This window comes from Polyangiaceae bacterium (assembly GCA_020633235.1).
GTDB lineage: Bacteria > Myxococcota_A > Polyangia > Polyangiales > Polyangiaceae > JACKEA01.
On the sequence record JACKEA010000005.1, the window covers coordinates 559,728 to 576,952 of the forward strand.

Here is a 17,225-nt window from a genome sequence, read left to right on the forward strand (position 1 = left end):
CGCGGAAACGCCGCGGCACTCTGCCCCGGCGTGTCAGTCTGCGTCGCGTCGCTTCACGAACAAGGAGGCGACGAAGCCGGCCAACAGCCCTCCGCCTCCACCGACGAACAGCGCCACGATGGCGGCTCCGAGCATGGCGTCGAGCGCATCGTGCCCGCCCACGCGGTGCGTCGGCACGTACAGGCCCCACACCATCACCATGCCCAGCCACGCGGCCAAGAACGAACGCATGCCGCGGGTCTTGGCCACGGCCTGCGCCACGGCGCCCAAGATCACGGCGACGCCCAGGGCCGGCGCGATGGGCAGCGTCGCGGGCAACGCGGCGAACAGCGGACTGTCGGTCAAGATGGCGCGGCCCAGAGCCGCCTCCGCGGCTACGGCGCCGAGCGCCGCGGCGGTGATGGCCAGCGAGCGAAGGCCCGTGTCCGACTCCCGATAGCGGAGGGCGCCCACTGCGGCCGCAACGACCGGGAAGCCAAAGGTGAAGAGCCCTGCGGCCAGCGCGCGGGTCGCGTCGAAGCGCGACATCAGGATCAACGCCAAGAGCCCCCCGAACATCAACGGCAGGCGCCAGCGCTCGAGCTCCTCGGCGCGTTGAGCCTCGCGCAGGGCGTCGTGGGGAGCCATGAGGTGCGCGGCAATTTGAGCACGTTTCCGCCGTGCGCAAGACGCTGGGCCACCCCCCGGGTCTCGGCTACGCTGCCGCCACATGAAGGACTTGCTGCAGGTTTCCTCGGCTCTCGCTCTCTGTCTCGCGGTCGGCTGCGGCGGCGCGTCCCAGGCTTCCGGCGGAGGCGCCGAGTCCCCCGCAAACGGCGCAGGGCAGGGGAGCGAGGGGAGCGGCGAAACGGAAGGCACTGCGGCCCCGGAAGACAGCACCCCGGCCGCCAAGGTGCCGGCGCCGTCGGTGGGCGCGAAGCAGCTCGAGGATCGGCGCATCGAGCTGTCCTTCGAGCTGACGCTGAACAAGTCCGGCAGCGCCGGCGGCATGCAGTCGGGCAGCTGGTCCATCGACGAGGAGCGGAGCCTCGCGGTGCAAGGCGTGAAGAACGGCGCCATCGACAAGCTCCAGGTCGTGTTCGGGCGGCGCGAGGCCAAGCCGCTGCTGGGCGTCGAGCCGCACACCGCCACGGCGGGCAAGAGCTACGTCGTGGATGCCGGCGGCGGCGTCACCCACGCGGACGGCAGCGCCGTGAGCGCCGAGGAGCGCGATGCGATGACCTCGGAGTACGGCGCCTGGGTCGGAGAGCCGAGCCCGCTGCTCTCTTGGCTCGCCGGCGGAAAGCTCGCCGCCGGCAAGAAGAAGACCGCGAGCCCGAAGCAGGCCGAAGCGCTGCTCGGTGCGCTGCCCGGGGTGGATCACCAGGAGACGAAGCTCACGGTGGAGAGCAAAGGCGTGACCGGCACCCAGCTCGGCCTCGACGTCCACGCCGTGTTGAAGCTCAGCAGCAACGACACGCACTTCACGCTGGATCTCTCCGGCCCCGCGAGCATCGACACCAAGACCGGCTTCGTCACGGCGTTGGATCTGTCCGGCAGCGTGAAGGCCAGCGGCACCGTGCAGCACAAGAAGAAGGGCACCTTCGACGTGACCGGCAAGGGCACCGTCAAGCTCACGCGCAAGACGCTGTGAGCGCGGCGGACCGAGCAAGCGGGCGATGAGCCTCCCGTCCTCTACGGTGATGCTCTACGTCGCGATCCCGGTGGTCGCGATGGTCGCGGGCGGCAGCATCGCCGCCTATCGGCCGCCCACACCGCGCATCTCCAGCATGATTCAGCACTTCGCTGCCGGCGTGGTGTTCGCGGCGCTGGGCGGCGAGATCCTCCCGGATCTCCTGCATCAGCACGCGATGCTCCCGACGGCGGTGGGTTTCTCCCTGGGCGTCGCGCTGATGTTGGCGGTGAAGCACTTCACCCACTCGGATGAACAGGGAGCGGCGTCGACGCGCAGCCTGGTCACCGCCGTGGGGGTGGACGTGCTCATCGACGGAATGCTCGTCGGTGTGGGCTTCGCCATCGGCGAAGCCCAGGGCGTGCTGCTCACGATCGCCCTCACGCTGGAGGTGGCGTTCCTTTCGGCGTCCACCGCGGCGGCGCTGCTGCGCGCCGAAGTCCAGCGCCGTCGTGTGATCGCCACCGTCACGGGCCTGGCAGCGCTGTTGGCGGGGGGCGCCGTCATCGGAACCACCTTTCTCTCGAAGCTCACGGGCGCACCGTTCGTCGCCGTGCTCGGTTTCGCCGCCGCGGCGTTGCTCTATCTGGTGACGGAGGAGCTGTTGGTCGAAGCCCACGAAGTTCCCGAGACCCCGCTGACGACGGCGGTGTTCTTCGTCGGATTCTTGCTCTTGTTCGTGATCGAAATGGCGCTCTGACGCGATCGCGTCAGTTGCAGCTCCCGCTCGCGGCGTCGGGGGCGGCGGGCGGCGCGCTGAGGGCGGGGCAAGCGAAGTCGAACATGTCGAGCAGAGCGTCGGAGTTCGCGTCGCGGGCGGTGAGGGCGGGGAGATCGAACAGCAGCTCCACCAGGCGCAACACGGAGGAGTGCTCGTGCACCACGTGGGAGACGTAGCCCGGCCGCGCCCAGGGGGAGATCACGATGGCGGGGATGCGCACGCCGAGGCGATCGAACTCGGTCTGATCCGGGCTCGGGATGCAGGCCGGTGGTGGCGGCACGTGGTCCCCGAGGCCGCCGGACTCGTCGTAGGTGTAGATCACGGCGAGCTCGTTCCACAGCGGGCTGCCGATCGCGCCTTCGTAGATCTGTCGGCCCCATGCTTCGCCGGGATGGACGTTGTTTGGCGGGTGCTCGTCCTGGGTGGGACCGGGATCCACGAAGGAAACGGCCGGCAGCGTGCCATCGGCGAGGGCGTCGAGGAAGTCTTGGAAGGCGTACACCCCGGCGTGCGCGTTGTTCCAGCCGATGCTGTCCTGCCGCACGTTGCCGTCGGTGTACACGCCCCAGCTGACGCCGGCGGCGTCCAGGCCGTCGAAGACGGTGGGCACGTCGATGGTGGCTTGCCCGGTGCTCATCACGCCGTCGGACGTGCCCGCGTACAGGTAGTCGCGATTGGCCCAGGTCCCGCCCAGGGCGGAGCCGAAGTAGCGGTCCGCCACCGCGAAGGTCTTGGCCAGGAAGTAGTAGAAGGGCAAATCGCTCTCGTCGTAGTAGCCGACGGCGAAGTGTCCGTCGCTGCCGCTCACCGCGGCAGACTTCACGAAGCCGTCCATCTTGCCGTCGTTCCAACCGGCGTGCATCGCCGTCCATTGATGCGGCGGATCCACCGGCAGACAGGGGGAGGTGAGATGAAAGGGCGTCACCTCCGCGTTCGCGGAGTCCAGGTTCACCCAGTCCGTGGGCAACGCTTCCACGTCGGGATGCGTGGCCGACAGCTTGCCGAAGTAGTGGTCGAACGAGCGATTCTCCTGCATCACGATCACCAGATGCGTGATGGGAATGCTCGCCCTGAAGGCCGCATCGACGCCCAGCGTGTCCGTGGCCAGCGCGCCCTTGTCGAACGTGCACGCCGTGCGCGCGGCCGCCTGGCTGTCCGTCGGGATCGGCGACGGACACGTCGCCCCGCCGCTCCCGCTCGCTCCGCCGACACCCGCCGCCCCGCCGCTCCCGCTCGCCCCCGCGAGCCCGCCGCTCCCGGAACCACCGCCGCTCCCCGCCGCGTCGTCGCTCGACGAGCAGCCGAGCAGACCAACGCTTGCCACCACCGCCACGACCCCGAGCTTCATGGCGCCATGGTAGCGCGGACCCCGAGGTTCCGCGCCGCACCGACAAGATCTGGTGACCCCAGCGGGACTCGAACCCGCGTTACCGGCGTGAGAGGCGGGGCAGGGGATCATCACCAGTCAGCAATTCTCAGCACTTCGGTACCATGTGACGAGCCGCGCACACCCCTGCAAACCGGTGCGCTGCCAATTGCTGGTGACAATTGGAGTAGGGGCCAACACCTCCCGCTGACGCCCCGAGCGCTGCTGGCCGCGCTCGCTGAAATCCGGCAGTGGCTCCCGCCGGGCCCGGGTCGCGCCCGTGAGCTGGTGGTGGAGCTGGAGCGCCGTCTGGAGGCCACAAAGGCCGAGGGCGAGGCCAAGAGCGCGGGGGGCGCAAAATGACGAACCAAGCCCGCCGCCTCGCCCGCGAGGAGATCACCCGCGCGACCATGCTTCGTCTTGGCGTACGCGTGACCGAACTGCCCGAGCGCCCCCGCGGCGACTGCATGATCGCAGCCCACGAGGCCGCGCACGGCGTGCTCGCAGAGCACTACGGGCTGACCGTGCACCATGTCGCGATCGACGGTCACCGAGGGAGCGGGATCATGGCGCCGCGCCGGATCGATGCGCCCCTGCCGTTCGTGGACGCGCCACATAGCGAACGGGAACGACGTGGCGCGAATGAGGACATCATCATCACGCTGGCCGGTGCTGCTGTGGAGCACCTGCTGTTTGGCTTTGCGACCTCGGGCATCGAGTTCGACATCGCGGATGCGTGGCGGTCGGCGAAGATCTATGCGGAGGCCGAGCGCGTCAACGCGATCGTCGCCCAGTGGAACGCGACGCTCCATCTGGTGAGCGCGCGCCGCATCGCAATCGAGAACGTCGCCGGGCACCTGCTTCGACGCACCTATCTCACTGGTGGCGAACTGCGCCGGATCCTGTCTGGCGCCGACGCCCCAGACGACCTCTACCGGCGCATGTGCGCCGTGCACCCGGGCACGCACCCCGACTACTGGCCCATTCATTGGCAATGAAAGGACTTGGAGATGAAAACCCTACAAATCTACTTCGTGCTCGCGTTTGTGAGCTTTGCCATCGGCTACGCGCTTTCGGGCTGTGGCGGCGAACCGTTCGACGCCACGACCATAACCAAGGATGCGGCGATCGAAACCGCTGACGCGGCTCATCCCGACGCCGGCACGGACGCGCCTACTGAGAGCGCTGCGGACGCCCCACCGGCGTGCGCCCCGGACATGATCGAGGACGTGTGCGGCGCGTGCCCCGACGGGTTTCACCCGGTGTCGCTCACACCAACGGCGCAGCCATGCCCGTTCTCTGTGCTGAGGGATTGCGCCCGCGACTGCCCCCCGACGTACACGGTCTGCTGCCCGTTGGGCTGGCTCGCGGAGGGCTGTTGTCATGGCTGGAGCAGCATCGGTGACACCTATTCCCCCGACTGTGGCGGACCCGACAGCCAGCGCGCCAACGGTACGAACGCGTTCACTTGCGAGGTGTCGCTATGAGAAGGACGCACAAGGCCGTCACGGTCATCGTCCAGACGCATCCCGCTCGGCGTGGACTGATCTGGCCGACGCTGGAAAGCATCGAGCGCTCGGACATCAGTGGGCACTACACGGTGCTCGAACAGCGGCCCGACGTTTCGCACCACGAGCACTTCGCCGACGTCCTACACGCCATGGCGGACTGCGCAACGCCTTGGGTTCTCCGCCTGGAGGACGACATCGTTGTAGGGCGGCACGTCCTCCGGGACTTCCTGAGCTGGCCCGCCCTCGCGCACCCCAAGTTTGGGTGCGGCTGGCTCGCGACTCCAAAGGCCGAGATGGAGGCAGACACCGCGCGACTCGACGGGCACCTGATTCGCAACCACCGAGAGATGTATGCCTCCTACGCGGTCGGGTGCACTCCGGACTTCGCCGCGAAGGTGTGCGAAGCGCATCTCAAAACCGACCGAAGCAAAGACGTAGACCAGGACCTCCAGTTTGCTCGTGTCGCGTGGGATTCGGGCAAGCGCATCTTCATCCACGAACCTTGTCTCGGCGAGAACCGCCTCTTGCCGTCGATTTACGGCACGCGCCCGGACGAGGCGACGCACAACGCGCACGAGTACTACGCCCCGGGCTGGTGCCGCCCGTCGTTCGTGATCACGGGCCTCGGCAGGAGCGGGACCGGCTTCATGGCGAAGGCTCTCAACGCGGTCGGGGTCCAGTGCAACCACGAGAAGCATTGGAGCCTAGGTTCCAGCCATCCCGCCACCGCGCTCGCCACAGGCGAAAGTAGCTGGCTGGCCGGACCGTGGCTGGGCGAGCTGCTGCCTGGTGTTCCGGTCGTACATCTCGTTCGCCATCCGCGCGACGTGATCGCGTCCTAGCTCGCGTCCGTCGACTGGGATGGGCCGTACATCGACTACGCGCTCCGCCACGCCGGCCTGACGCGCGGCGAGCCTTCCGAGACGCTCGCGCGGCTGTGGGTCCGCTGGAACGCGATGGTCGAGGCCGCAGAGCCCGACATGACGGTGCGCCTAGAGGACTTCAACGCGCGCCGCCTCGCCGAGCTGGCCGAGTTGTGCGGCGGGGACCCCGTGCCGCTCGACCAGGCCAAGGCCGCGCTCGCCCAGCTCCCCGACTCCGCTCGAAACCACCGTGCGGACGTGACCGATCACCACCGCGCCCAGGCGGACGCACAACGCGCCATCTGGCGCTCCACCGCAGAAAGGTACGGCTATGCCCTTTGATCCCAAGACCGTCACGATCGAAGCGGACCTCAGCCGCGCAGACGTGCAAGTCCTCCACGACCTCTGCGCCGGCAAGCCCGTCGTCGAGTTCGGAGCAGGCGGGAGCACGGTGCTCCTCGCCCGGTGTGCCGGGAGGGTCACGAGCTACGAACCCGACCCCAGGTGGTGGAAGCTCGCCAGAGATCGTCTCAATCGCGAGACCGAGCCCACGTGCACGGCGAACGTGGTGCACCTCCCGGCGTGCGCAGCACCACCTCCGGACGCGCCCAAGGCGGGCGTCTACTTCATCGACGGACCTCCCGAACATCGTCCGGCGTGGGTGCGCGAAGCGATCCTTCGCAAGCTCGCACCCGTGATCGTCGTTCACGACTCACGGCGACCCGACCTGATGAGTGGGCTGGAGTTTCTCACCAGGCCCCCGGTGATGCTCAAGCTGGAGAGCCTCGAATGGCACGCCCGGCAGTCGAACATGCTGGTCATCCGCGTGCGCAATCAGCCCGTGCGTTGGAGCAACTGGAACTTGACCGAGCGGAATGGCCGCGCGCCGCACCTACACATGCAAGGACCGAAGCCGAAATGAGGAGGGCAAAGGTCAACCTGGGCGCGTTCGAGTGGGAAGGTCGGCGATTCGAGCCGACAGGCCCGCTCCTGGGCTGCGGCGTTCCTGCACCTGCCGAAGGCGATGATGGTTGGACCGTGCGGATTATCATCGCCGGCGAGGAACGCGGGGCCGCGATCGAGGCAATGTGTGAGTTGATCGCGCACGCAGGGCCGCTCCACCAGCAAGGCGTCGTGGTGGACGACGTCAGCGAAACGGAAGCTGCGCAGCTCATCTTGGTGTGTCCTGCGCACCTGGACCACGAAAGCTGGCTGAGCATCATCGCCACCCTCGTCGACCAGCTCTCGCGTCGTGTGCGCGCCGAGATCTTGATTGAGATCCAACGCGGCGAGCTGACCGAGGAGGCGATTCGAATCGAACCGCGATGACCCTCCGCGACGTCGAGATCCTCACCGCGCGCGCCGTCGTGCTCGCCCGTGAGGAGGACAGAGCGATCCTCGTTGTCGAGGACCGCGCCACGGGCGTGCTGTCGCTCTGGCCCGGTGACTACCGCTTGCCGAAGCGAATGCGTGCGCTCGCGACCGCGTGGCCGCGCGGAGGCCCGAGGAAATGCAAGAGGGTCTAGCAGGGGCGCCGACGGGTGAGCAGAGACTCTTCGGCGCTCCTAAGTCCTCACAGGATTGTGACTACTTGCTTGCTGACTCCGGAACCAGCTTCCACTCGCCTCAAGGGTCGTGTTTGAGGACGAGCTTGGGGCCGCCGTCTTTGGTCGCTGCTGCAGCGCGGATTTCATCCGTGAACGTGACGATGTTTTCCGTGACGGTGATCGCTTCCGAACCGAAGTCCCAAGTGCACATGGGTGGGTATCTGTCGTGGGCAGCCGCGCACCAGTCCGCGTCCCGCCCGATCGCGGCCGAGGCTTGGGCAATAGAGTCTTTCCCATGGGGCCTCGCAGTGATGAGGCGGACTTTCGCTCGTCGGTAGAGTTCTGTTCCGGTGGGCACTGCGGCAGTCGATGCAGTTGGACACGGGGCCACAACGGTCTTCACAACCGGCGCGGCGGTTGTTGGCGTGTCATTGCGGCATGTCTCGCGCCCGAGCCACAGGCCAATGAGAAGCGCCCCAACCACGCTCGCGATTAGTGCCGCCATCGACAAACGCACGCTATCTTTCGAACCTTCGCCGCCTCGGTCCATCACTAGTGTTCAGAGTACCAGAAAGCCGAATTGTTCCTCAGCCACTCGGTGCGCGAAGATTTCGCCGTGGCCAGACGCTCAGCCGGAAGCGGTCGCGCGCGCCGTGAGCGACCACACACGCCGCGTCAGGCTCTAGCGGATTGGAGGATTGCACACTGTGGGTAGCCCAGCGAACTCAGCATTCGGTTCAAGCGCACCTCTGCGCCGGCAGGATCAGGGTGGGCAGGGCCGATGCGGATGGAGTGTAGCTCTGGTCGGTTGCCGGGGTGCAACTCCAGCAGGATGTGTGGTCTTGGATCTGTGCTTATGCGGCGCTTGTAGTCTCGGTTTGGGCGCGGTGCCGCAATCAGGCGCCACTCGCGCTCACTTGCCCACGAGGGGTCTTTGGTTTGGAGTGCGCTCGCCGCAGCAATTCGGAAGAGTGCGGTCGCTCCCATGAGTCCAGCTTGTCGCTCGGACACGCCCCGTTCACGGGCAGTGCGGAGGGCCGCGGCGACTCGGGCAATGGACGGCTTGACCGTGCCGGTATCTCCGTACAGCACGGGCATCAGCAGGATCTCGAAGTCAGGGTCCGACGACCGATTCTCCTTCAGTACTTCGAAGCCAAGGCAGTAGCCTTTGCCCGCGTCCCCATATGCCTCCCATTGTGACTGGGAATCCCCATCCAGGGAGAAGCAGGCGAGGTACGATTCCGTCGTAACCGTTCACGGGTGGGGTTGAGGGTCTGACGCGGGGCGTGCGATTGCGTCGGCATGAGCAACACCACGAGCGCCCAGGATTTGGGCCAGCGTATAGAGCAGATGATTGCGGAGCAGCTTGCGGCGATCCGCGCCAGCGCGCAGGAGGCGGTCGCGCGGGCGTTTACGACAACGACGAGCGCGAGCACGCGCGGTGCGGAGAAGCCGGCACGCCGGGTCCGGTCGTCGTCGGGCGTAAAGCGGCCTTCGGATGAAATAGCCGCGCTTGGCGAGCGTTTCTACCAAGCATTGTGCGAGAAACCGGGGGAGCCGATGACCGTGCTAGCGGCGGATGTGGGCGCATCGGCGCGGGAGCTTCACCGGTCGGTGACGCTACTCCGTCGCGCTGGCCGCGTGAGGACTGTCGGCAGCCGCCACCTCACACGCTACTTCCCGATAAGGGATTCTTGAGCGCGTTGCTCACGCGGTCGCAGCGCGGAACAGGGACGGTACGGCCTTCTTGTCGCGCTGCGCCTCACAGCACGCGGTGAGGAACTCGAGCACGTTCCTGTTCTGTTTGCGGGCGGTGTGGGCGACGGTCATCAGGTTTTCGGCGAAGACGTTGCCGCGCTCGCTCTGGGTCCCGAACGATCGCTTCCGCCACAGAACGAAGGCACGGATCTCGCGCTCGCCATGGTTATTCGTGGGCTCGACGCCCTCGGTCTCGACGAAGGTCCAGAGCGCGGCCTTGTGCGCCAAGATGTCGGCGCACGAGCCCGACAAGCCCGCGACTTTCGAGCCCGCCGCGCGCTCGATCAGTGCCTCCATCTGCTTGCGGACGGGAAGCATGCGCACCATGAACTTGTCGCGGTCGAGCTTGCCCGCCTTGAATTCACGCCAGTAGTCGAAGACGAGCCCCGTGTAGTCCAGCAGCTCCTTGCCGAACTTGCCTGTAGGTCCGTCGCGCTCGGAGAACGACACGAATTTGCGGAGTAGATGTGCCCAGCAAATCTGCCGCCGCTCCATCGCCCAGAACCCGAGCGCCTTCGCGCGGTCGCTGACCAGGATCCCGTGTAGCGCGCCATACAGCGGCTGGAGCGTCACCTTGGCGCTGTTGGCCACGATCTTGAACACCGTGACCGTTGCCGAGGCGATCACCCATAGCGCCATGGTGGCCCCGGCCTGCGACCAGCTCGTACCGTCGGTGTGCTTGATGTCGGCGTGCTCGACCAGCTGCCACGCCTCGTCCACAGCCGGCTGGACCGCGTCGCTCACACGCTCCTCGACAGCGCTCAACGCCCCGAGCGAGACCCGGACGCCGACAATGTCCGAGAGCAAGTCCGCCGCCTTGCGCCGGCTCAAGTGGTAGAAGCCCGTCAGTAGCGCCATCATCGCCATCACCCGGGGACCGAACGCCGACGTCGGGATCACGTCCCCGTCGAACGCGGCGCGCGTCCGGTAGCCACAACACGGGCAGGTCACCTCGTGCCGGCGCCACTCCGTTGTGTACGGCTCGATTGGCGGGATTTCGGTCTGCTGATAGCGCTTCGCCGACCGGTCGGGGACTTCCGGTAGCGCGCTCCAGCAATTCTCGCATTCCGACGGAAACAGGTCGACGAACTTGTTGACCTTGTCCGCAGGCACCAGCTCGCGGTGCGCACCAGCGTGGCCCTTCTGGGCACCGCGCTTGCGCTCTTTGCGCTTCGCCTTGTCCTTGTTGCGGCGCTTTCGCCGCTCATCGGGTGTATCGGTGGACGGTGGCTTGTGCGAGTTGCTCGAATTCTGCCCGAGTTTCGCGAGCAACTCTGCAACCTGCTTCTTCAGCAGCGCGACCTGTTGCTCAAGCTCAGCGATGCGCTCGTCCCTGACTCGGACATCGGCATCTCTGTCGCGAAGCTGGTTTTCCAGCTCCTCGATCCGATCGTCGCGCCAGTCCCGCTCCACGGGAAACGCAATGCCTGAAGCTGGGGCTCATGGAAAGCGAGAACTCGGGAATGGAGCGATATCGATCACTTACGCGTGCTCCGATTCGACGAGACCACCCCCGTGAACGGTTACATTCCGTCTGGCCATGCCATCGTTGGCCACGCTCAAGGTCATCGCCGATCACTTGGAGGTGGAGCTAGTTTGCGCAAAACTCGCCACCCCAACGATACCAATTGCTACTGCTCGCAGTGCACATCCGGACCGCCCTGCGGGCAATGCGGCGGGCAACCATGCACTTCGACGCTCCTGTGTGCGCCGAACAATGTCTGCGCCGGGCCGTTCCAACAGCAGACATGCAATCAAATACCTCAATGCGACATCTTTGGAGCAGATCGGTGCTGGGTTCCGGACGACGTTGGCAGCAACACTTGCGCGTCATTGTAGGGACGGCGCTCGTAGCCACACTGAGCTGTGGCGGTCGAACAGACGACGCACCGGCAGGCACCGGCGGCGTGAGTGGCGGCGGGTGTCCAACCGGGCATGGGCCGAACATGGTTGCGCTTCCGAAATCCGGTTCGACCGGAGAACGGTATTGCATGGACGCAACCGAGGTCACTCAAGCGGACTATGCTGCTTTCCTGGCCAGCTCTGCCACCGAATCGTCGCTGTGTGCCAAAGCGGCGTCGCTTGAGCCAACGTGTTCCTGGACCCCGGTCGAAACACCGAACGCGCCGGTCGTGTGTGTCGAGTGGTGTGCTGCTGCAAGCTACTGTACCTGGGCGGGCAAGCGCCTCTGCAGAGAGGGCGATGGAAGAGAGTGGCGCGACGGCTGCTCCAACGGTGGCGTCACGCGGTACCCCTACGGCGACACGTATGATGCAAAGCGTTGTACGGCGGCATTTGGAGGCGAATTGCATGACGTTGGCACAGAGCCAGAGTGTCGCGGCTCCAAGACACCGTACACGGGGCTCTACGACTTGTTCGGCAGCGTCGAAGAATGGGTGGACGCAGGTCCGGACAACGCTTGCACGAGCATGGGTATCGTGGTTTCAGAACCCAGCCCCGCCCCTCGCCCGCGGCGCCGAGCGAAGGTCTTGGTCGTTCGCCGCGCCGCGAACCTCGGTCCCAACGAGATCGAAGCCATCGCGAGCACCGTCGCGGAACGGTTGGGGCTCAGCACTCCCTCCGAACCTGAGCCACTCCTCGATCGGCAACAGCTCGCGGACGCGCTCAGCGTGAGCAGAGCTACCGTCGACAGGATGCGCAAGGAGCTAGGCTTCCCCGCGCACCGGGTAGGCGATGCGCCCCGCTTCATCCTGTCCGAAGTGAGGCACTGGCTCGACAAGACCGACGGCGGGAAAGCGCAGGGTCTGCGCCTCGTGCGCGGCACAAGGTGAGGTGTATACTATGGAGCCCATGGCCCGAACCCGCCCAATTCCGATCCGGCTCGACGCGGCAACGATCGCGCGCGCCGACAGGCTTGCAGCAGCCATGAGCCGCCGTGCCCAGGGCGCGCAAGTCACGCGAGCGGCGGCGCTTCGCCGCGCAATCGAACTTGGCTTGGCGCAACTCGAAAAGAAAGTGAGGGGTTGAGGTGGCGCGGAAGAGAACAGGAACCTTGATTAGGAACAAGAGCGGCTGGGGCGCCCGGGCCTTTGTTGCCGTGGGGGTCGTCGACGGCGAGATCGTCCGCGAACGTCGCTACTTCAATCTTGAGACTGACAACAAAGCCATCGCGAAAGCCAAACTGGAGAAGCTACTCCGCGAGGCGGAACATGGTCTGCCGGAGCCAGCAGCGACGACCGAGACTTTTGAGCAGGCCGCGACCCGCGTCGTGAAACGTCAGGGTAGGCAGGGCATGAAGACCTGGAGGGAGCGTCTGAGTCGTCTTCGCCGATTGGCATTCCCTGAGCTGGGCAGTCTGCCATGCAAAATGATCAAGCCGCACCAGATCCGCGATGTATTGGACATGGTGCACGAGGCCACCCAATCGAGACAGTCGGTGGTCCATTTGCGTGATGATCTGATGACGGTGTTCCGAGATCTGCACGTAGACCAGTTGATCGCGTCCAATCCTGTCAAGGACTTCAAACTCAACAGGAAGAAGCTCCGCCAAGATGCCCGCCGTCGGCAAATGCCGACCGACAGGGAGTTCGGTCGCGTGATGGCCTGCGATAGGGTTGCGCAACACGTCAAGGTGTTTGCGCTGTCGTCACGCACGCTCGGGGGCATGCGCACGAGTGATCTCCACGCTTGGGATTGGAGGCACATCGACACCCAGGCCTGGCGAACGGCCTTCGTGTACAGACCGAAGACACAGGGCGACGACGAATCTGCCGCGGAGCTTGTCGAGCATGAGATCCCGTCAGTGCTCCAGGTCCCCCTCAAAGCCTGGTGGGAGCGTCAGGGGCGCCCGACCAGCGGCCCGGTCTTCCCGATCATGGCAGGTCCAAGGGCAGGGGAGCGGCAGGGCAAGCGTAGCCACGTTAGGGAGTTCCGTGCCGCGCTCTGGGTCGCCGATGTGCATCGGCCGCTGCCAGGGTTCGACGAGGCCATGGAGGAGCTTCGCCGCGCGGAAGCTGCGGTGGAGCCGGCCAAGGACGAGGGCCGGCAGGCCTGGTGGGCGGCTCAGCGGGCTCGGCGAGAGGCCGAGCAGCGGGCCAAGGCTCTGGACGCTCTCCAAACCGACACGGCCAAGACGCGAGCCGCCGACATCCACGGGCTGAGGCGCGAGTATGCGACGGCGTTGGCTGCGGCAGGCACCAACGTCTACGAAGCGATGGCACTGGCCGGGCACAGCGACCCGCGTACACATGCTCGTTACGTGAAACTCACTGGGCGCGGCGCGCTCAAGACGCCGAAAGCGGCACTACCCAAACTCGACGGACAAGCCCGGAGCCGATGCACTGCCAGAGCGGGGCCAATTGTCAGCAGCAGTGTCTTTTGGAACCGGATCCGGATGCCTTCAATCACGGATCCAGCTTTTTTCTCAGTGACCCCAGCGGGACTCGAACCCGCGTTACCGGCGTGAGAGACGCCGGGTCGGGACGCCTGGAAACGTCAGCCGTCATCAAACCGCATCCAGCGTCCGGCCTGAGCAACCCTGATGACCCCTGCGGAGCCTCGAGATCCACTTGCGAGATCCACCGCAAAGCGAACGAATGTCACCGGCTTGCTGCGCCGATAGCTCGCCTGCCGCAGTCGGAGCGCGCCGAGCTGCTCGCGATGGTGCGAGAGATTCGAGCGGCGCTCCCGGCGGGCCTGAGCCGGCTCCGCGAACTCGTGGTCGGCCTCGAGGGACGGCTCGAGCGTGAAGCCGACGCCGAGACCGGGTAGGCTTCGTGCCCAAAAGCATGCGCCCCGCGAGCTGGCAGGCTCCGGGGCGCGACAGGAAGGGATGGCTTCCCGTTGGGCGGAAAGAAGACCACGACCCGCAGGGTCAAGCAACCTCGCACGACTTGGCAACTCCGGGCGCCACGTCCTCCAGACATGCGGGCGCTGCGCAAGATGGCGCGCGAAACCTGCCTCGCCCTCGAGGCGGACGATTCGGATGCTGGCGTTGTGGCGCGCGCTTCGCTCGCCGTTGTCGCAGGCGGCATGACCGTCATTGACGGCCGAATCCGGACCGCCGCCGACCTGCGCGAGCGTGTGCATGAGTGCCGAGAGCGGCTCTCTTGGTCCACCGCAACGCTCCGACGGGTGCGCGAGATCCAGGCCGTGGAAGCAGCGCGCATGTTCCCTCTGGAGCCCGGAGACAATGGGAGTGCGCGGGTCGCTTTCCTGCTGGCCGTGCTCAAGAGCATCGCACCCGAGTGGAGCACATTGGAGCTGTCCCCCCAGATGGTGTTGAAGTTTGCGCGTCAGCTCGCACTGAAGCGCCCGGCGGCTGCCACGATCGCCGCTGATCTGGCGGAGCGAGTTGGCCTCGAAGGGCCTGGCGCGGCCGTGCGGTACAAGAAGACAATCGCGCGATCGGGGACATGACCTTGTCCTTGGTAACCTGAAGCAGTGAGAGCGATCGGCATTGAACGAAGCGGGAGACTCGGCGCAATGATGACGACATGTCATCCGCGAACATCCCGAGCGTTATCGACCGCCGTCGAATAGCCGTTGCTGCGCTCATGAACGAGCGCGGCGTACTCCGCTGCTATCGCGACCCTGGAGGGCGCCGTCCAACCGTCCTTGCCCGCGTTGTGCGCGCCGCGCTTGAACTCGGCCTTCCGCCGCCCGTCTCGCCAGAGCGTCCCCACGCGCCGCCTGAGCTGACCCTGGGCGTTGGGGGAGCAAAGTTCAGATGACCCCGTTCGCGGCGCTTGTCCTCGAGGCGCTCCGAGAGCCGGCGGTGCGTGAGGCCCTGGCGGAAGTCGTGTCTGAGGTGCTCCCGGCGAACGAACAGCCGGATGCCCCGGTGACGCTGCTGGATCGTGCCGGTCTCGCTCGGGCTCTGGGAGTGAGCCCCCAGACCGTCGATCGCCTCCGCGGCCGTCCCGCGTTCCCTGAGCTGCGTGTCGGGGATGCGCCACGTTTTGAGTTGGCCGCCGTGGTTCGTTGGCTGCGAGCAGACGGCCGCGAGGGCCTCGCGCTAGTGGTTGGGGGGAAGGCTTGATCAACTCCGCCGCACGCGAACGTCAGCGCGCCGAAGACCGTGCACGTTGGCTGGCCGAACGGCAGGGCCGGGCACTTGCCAGAATCGGCGGTGAGTGGGTCGACGACGAAGGAGCTTTCACTAAGGCTTGTAGGTCACTGAAGCTGCGGCGTGTGGCGGCACGCTGGAACCCGTCTCTGGGTTCCCTCCTGCTGTCAGGCCCAACCGGGATTGGGAAGACGGCAACGGTCCGCAGGGCGCTGCGGCGTCTCGTTCGCGAAGCGGAGCACGACCGCGTGCCCGTCCTGGCCACACGCTGGGCGACCGCTTCGCGCATCGCCCTTGCACGACGACAGAGTCCGCTCGGCGCCGGCGAGCCTGAAGAACTCACGCGAGCGGTGGAAGTGCCGCTGCTCGTGATCGACGAACTCGGCTTCGAGCCGTTGGACGAAGGCCTCTTCGACGTGCTGGACGAACGATACCAGCGAGCGCTGCCGGTGATCGTGACGAGCGGTCTTCGCGTGACGGAGCTCCGCGATCGCTATGGTGCTGCGGCCCTGCGACGGCTTGTCGAGCCCCGCGGCGTTGTCGTCGAAGACTGGCCCAGGAAGGAGCCCTCGCGTGGCTAGAGCACTGCTGGACGCCTTGCACGAGGCCGCCATGAGCAGCTCGCTCTCGAGGGACGCGCGGCATCTGGTTCACGTGCTGGCGCGGCTCAGCAACGGTCAGACCGGAAGGGGCACGGTTGGCCAGGCGACGATCGCGCGGAAGATGGGGTGCAGCGAACGCTTGGTGCGGCGTCTCATGGCCGAGCTGGAGGCGGCCGCACCCACCTCGGTTCGCCTCGTGCGAAGGCCCCGGTTCCGAGCCGAAGGCCGAGGTCGCACCAGTGACGAGTGGCAGCTGGTCCTACCGGCACAGCATGCCGGTTACTCCGACGACCAACCGGCACAGCGTGCCGGCGGAACAGACGGACTAACCGGCACGGATTGCACGACTAACCGGCACGGATTGCACGACCAACCGGCACAGCGTGCCGGGGATCCCCGACGTGATCCCCGACGTGATCCCCGACGATCTGTTTGTGCGCCTTCGGACACGGCGAACAACGACCCATGGGGGCTCACGCCAGGTGGCGACGCAGACGCCGAGCAGCCACCCACACGACGCGGCGGCGCAGTCCCAACACGGGCAGCCCCAATCCCGAGCGACTGGACCCCAACCGAAACCCATCGTGCGCTCGCGGCGCGCTACGGTCTGGAGCTTGAGCTCGAGGTGGTTGCTTTCCTCGGGCACTTCGACGGCCAGACAGTGAAAAGCCCGAACGGGCGCTTCAGTACGTGGCTGGCGAACTCCGCGAAGTACGCGCGCCAGGGGACCGGACGAAGGCGCGGCATCGAAGTCCAGGGCGGTGACTACGAACCTGCGGCGGCGCGGGCCCAGGCCTTGCGACTGGTGGGGCGAGCATGATGCCGTTGTGTGCACCAGCGAGCTCGGCCAGGTGCTCGCACCCCCCCCTTCCAACAGTAAAGGGGGGCACCGTGGCCGTGGGGAGCCCAGAGCGTGGTGGGAGGTTTTCTGAGTGAGTGGGATCTTGCTACTCACGAGCGGCGCAGCACGCCTCGCTGCGCCTCACAACCCCGCGGAAACGTTGGAAGAGGTCGCGGCACCGTCATCTGTCAGTGCTGCTACCTGGCGCTACGCGCGATTCGATTGGGAACGGTTCCAGTCGAGCTTCTGGAACTCCTGGAGGCTCTGGCTGCCTCCGATGCACTCACACCCGACCAACGCGAGGAGCTGCGCGAGT

The 17,225-nt window shown here is 66.5% G+C and carries 19 protein-coding genes; 15 read left to right on the forward strand and 4 right to left on the reverse strand.

The annotated features are described in order from the left end of the window. Nucleotides 1-33: 33 nt before the first annotated feature. Entirely contained in the window at nt 34-627 is a 594-nt protein-coding gene (locus H6717_28275) for a hypothetical protein (GenBank protein MCB9580960.1), read from the reverse strand. Between the two features lie 82 nt (nt 628-709). Here H6717_28275 and H6717_28280 point away from each other — a divergent pair, with 82 nt between their 5' ends. Together H6717_28280 and H6717_28285 are read left to right on the forward strand one after the other, a co-directional pair. Then, nucleotides 710-1,633: a hypothetical protein gene (locus H6717_28280; protein ID MCB9580961.1), complete on the forward strand. Its 924-nt coding sequence runs from the start codon at nt 710-712 to the stop codon at nt 1,631-1,633. A gap of 25 nt (nt 1,634-1,658) precedes the next feature. Beyond that, nucleotides 1,659-2,372, forward strand: coding sequence for a transporter (locus H6717_28285; GenBank protein MCB9580962.1), 714 nt, complete (start codon nt 1,659-1,661; stop codon nt 2,370-2,372). 10 nt (nt 2,373-2,382) lie between these two features. On the opposite strand, the gene H6717_28290 is transcribed toward H6717_28285, so the two are convergent. Next, nucleotides 2,383-3,741, reverse strand: a complete 1,359-nt coding sequence (locus H6717_28290; GenBank protein MCB9580963.1) for an alkaline phosphatase family protein — start codon at nt 3,739-3,741, stop codon at nt 2,383-2,385. Between the two features lie 377 nt (nt 3,742-4,118). Between H6717_28290 and H6717_28295 the strand changes: the two genes are divergently transcribed. The 7 genes from H6717_28295 (at nt 4,119) to H6717_28325 (ending at nt 7,659) form a co-directional block, all read left to right on the forward strand. Then, nucleotides 4,119-4,757: a hypothetical protein gene (locus H6717_28295; protein ID MCB9580964.1), complete on the forward strand. Its 639-nt coding sequence runs from the start codon at nt 4,119-4,121 to the stop codon at nt 4,755-4,757. A gap of 12 nt (nt 4,758-4,769) precedes the next feature. After that, nucleotides 4,770-5,246, forward strand: a complete 477-nt coding sequence (locus H6717_28300) for a hypothetical protein (GenBank protein MCB9580965.1) — start codon at nt 4,770-4,772, stop codon at nt 5,244-5,246. Beyond that, nucleotides 5,243-6,112, forward strand: coding sequence for a hypothetical protein (locus H6717_28305; GenBank protein ID MCB9580966.1), 870 nt, complete (start codon nt 5,243-5,245; stop codon nt 6,110-6,112). The genes H6717_28300 and H6717_28305 overlap by 4 nt, the downstream gene beginning before the upstream one ends. 114 nt (nt 6,113-6,226) lie before the next feature. Further along, nucleotides 6,227-6,475 (forward strand): hypothetical protein, encoded by a 249-nt coding sequence (locus H6717_28310; GenBank protein MCB9580967.1) that lies wholly within the window; start codon nt 6,227-6,229, stop codon nt 6,473-6,475. Then, the gene (locus H6717_28315; protein ID MCB9580968.1) at nt 6,465-7,055 is read left to right on the forward strand and encodes a hypothetical protein; all 591 of its coding nucleotides are present in this window, start codon (nt 6,465-6,467) and stop codon (nt 7,053-7,055) included. The genes H6717_28310 and H6717_28315 overlap by 11 nt, the downstream gene beginning before the upstream one ends. A gap of 116 nt (nt 7,056-7,171) precedes the next feature. Next, nucleotides 7,172-7,462 (forward strand): hypothetical protein, encoded by a 291-nt coding sequence (locus H6717_28320; GenBank protein MCB9580969.1) that lies wholly within the window; start codon nt 7,172-7,174, stop codon nt 7,460-7,462. Next, entirely contained in the window at nt 7,459-7,659 is a 201-nt protein-coding gene (locus H6717_28325) for a hypothetical protein (GenBank protein ID MCB9580970.1), read from the forward strand. Before H6717_28320 ends, H6717_28325 begins: the two co-directional genes overlap by 4 nt. 696 nt (nt 7,660-8,355) lie before the next feature. On the opposite strand, the gene H6717_28330 is transcribed toward H6717_28325, so the two are convergent. Beyond that, complete coding sequence (locus tag H6717_28330; protein MCB9580971.1) at nt 8,356-8,898, reverse strand: DUF2971 domain-containing protein; 543 nt, start codon at nt 8,896-8,898, stop codon at nt 8,356-8,358. 84 nt (nt 8,899-8,982) lie between these two features. Between H6717_28330 and H6717_28335 the strand changes: the two genes are divergently transcribed. After that, on the forward strand, nt 8,983-9,378 hold the full coding sequence (locus tag H6717_28335) for a hypothetical protein (protein ID MCB9580972.1): 396 nt from the start codon (nt 8,983-8,985) through the stop codon (nt 9,376-9,378). 9 nt (nt 9,379-9,387) lie between these two features. Here H6717_28335 and H6717_28340 read toward each other — a convergent pair whose 3' ends face one another. Beyond that, nucleotides 9,388-10,815, reverse strand: a complete 1,428-nt coding sequence (locus H6717_28340; GenBank protein ID MCB9580973.1) for an IS66 family transposase — start codon at nt 10,813-10,815, stop codon at nt 9,388-9,390. A 614-nt stretch (nt 10,816-11,429) separates the two neighbouring features. Between H6717_28340 and H6717_28345 the strand changes: the two genes are divergently transcribed. The 5 genes from H6717_28345 (at nt 11,430) to H6717_28365 (ending at nt 16,047) form a co-directional block, all read left to right on the forward strand. Next, the gene (locus H6717_28345; protein ID MCB9580974.1) at nt 11,430-12,230 is read left to right on the forward strand and encodes an SUMF1/EgtB/PvdO family nonheme iron enzyme; all 801 of its coding nucleotides are present in this window, start codon (nt 11,430-11,432) and stop codon (nt 12,228-12,230) included. Nucleotides 12,231-12,249: 19 nt separating this feature from the next. After that, entirely contained in the window at nt 12,250-12,426 is a 177-nt protein-coding gene (locus H6717_28350; GenBank protein MCB9580975.1) for a hypothetical protein, read from the forward strand. A 1-nt stretch (nt 12,427) separates the two neighbouring features. Continuing rightward, nucleotides 12,428-13,864 carry a tyrosine-type recombinase/integrase gene (locus tag H6717_28355; GenBank protein ID MCB9580976.1) on the forward strand — a complete coding sequence of 479 codons (1,437 nt, stop codon included), beginning with the start codon at nt 12,428-12,430 and terminating at the stop codon, nt 13,862-13,864. Between the two features lie 458 nt (nt 13,865-14,322). Continuing rightward, nucleotides 14,323-14,817, forward strand: a complete 495-nt coding sequence (locus tag H6717_28360; protein MCB9580977.1) for a hypothetical protein — start codon at nt 14,323-14,325, stop codon at nt 14,815-14,817. Nucleotides 14,818-15,435: 618 nt separating this feature from the next. Continuing rightward, complete coding sequence (locus tag H6717_28365) at nt 15,436-16,047, forward strand: ATP-binding protein (GenBank protein ID MCB9580978.1); 612 nt, start codon at nt 15,436-15,438, stop codon at nt 16,045-16,047. Nucleotides 16,048-17,225 lie beyond the last annotated feature (1,178 nt).

What these genes read in the sequence shown, in the direction of transcription:
- H6717_28275 (MCB9580960.1), bottom strand. Translation starts at nt 627, where the DNA reads ATGGCTCCCCACGACGCCCTGCGCGAGGCTCAACGCGCCGAGGAGCTC.
- H6717_28280 (MCB9580961.1), top strand. Translation starts at nt 710, where the DNA reads ATGAAGGACTTGCTGCAGGTTTCCTCGGCTCTCGCTCTCTGTCTCGCG.
- H6717_28285 (MCB9580962.1), top strand. Translation starts at nt 1,659, where the DNA reads ATGAGCCTCCCGTCCTCTACGGTGATGCTCTACGTCGCGATCCCGGTG.
- H6717_28290 (MCB9580963.1), bottom strand. Translation starts at nt 3,741, where the DNA reads ATGAAGCTCGGGGTCGTGGCGGTGGTGGCAAGCGTTGGTCTGCTCGGC.
- H6717_28295 (MCB9580964.1), top strand. Translation starts at nt 4,119, where the DNA reads ATGACGAACCAAGCCCGCCGCCTCGCCCGCGAGGAGATCACCCGCGCG.
- H6717_28300 (MCB9580965.1), top strand. Translation starts at nt 4,770, where the DNA reads ATGAAAACCCTACAAATCTACTTCGTGCTCGCGTTTGTGAGCTTTGCC.
- H6717_28305 (MCB9580966.1), top strand. Translation starts at nt 5,243, where the DNA reads ATGAGAAGGACGCACAAGGCCGTCACGGTCATCGTCCAGACGCATCCC.
- H6717_28310 (MCB9580967.1), top strand. Translation starts at nt 6,227, where the DNA reads ATGGTCGAGGCCGCAGAGCCCGACATGACGGTGCGCCTAGAGGACTTC.
- H6717_28315 (MCB9580968.1), top strand. Translation starts at nt 6,465, where the DNA reads ATGCCCTTTGATCCCAAGACCGTCACGATCGAAGCGGACCTCAGCCGC.
- H6717_28325 (MCB9580970.1), top strand. Translation starts at nt 7,459, where the DNA reads ATGACCCTCCGCGACGTCGAGATCCTCACCGCGCGCGCCGTCGTGCTC.
- H6717_28335 (MCB9580972.1), top strand. Translation starts at nt 8,983, where the DNA reads ATGAGCAACACCACGAGCGCCCAGGATTTGGGCCAGCGTATAGAGCAG.
- H6717_28345 (MCB9580974.1), top strand. Translation starts at nt 11,430, where the DNA reads ATGGACGCAACCGAGGTCACTCAAGCGGACTATGCTGCTTTCCTGGCC.
- H6717_28350 (MCB9580975.1), top strand. Translation starts at nt 12,250, where the DNA reads ATGGCCCGAACCCGCCCAATTCCGATCCGGCTCGACGCGGCAACGATC.
- H6717_28360 (MCB9580977.1), top strand. Translation starts at nt 14,323, where the DNA reads ATGCGGGCGCTGCGCAAGATGGCGCGCGAAACCTGCCTCGCCCTCGAG.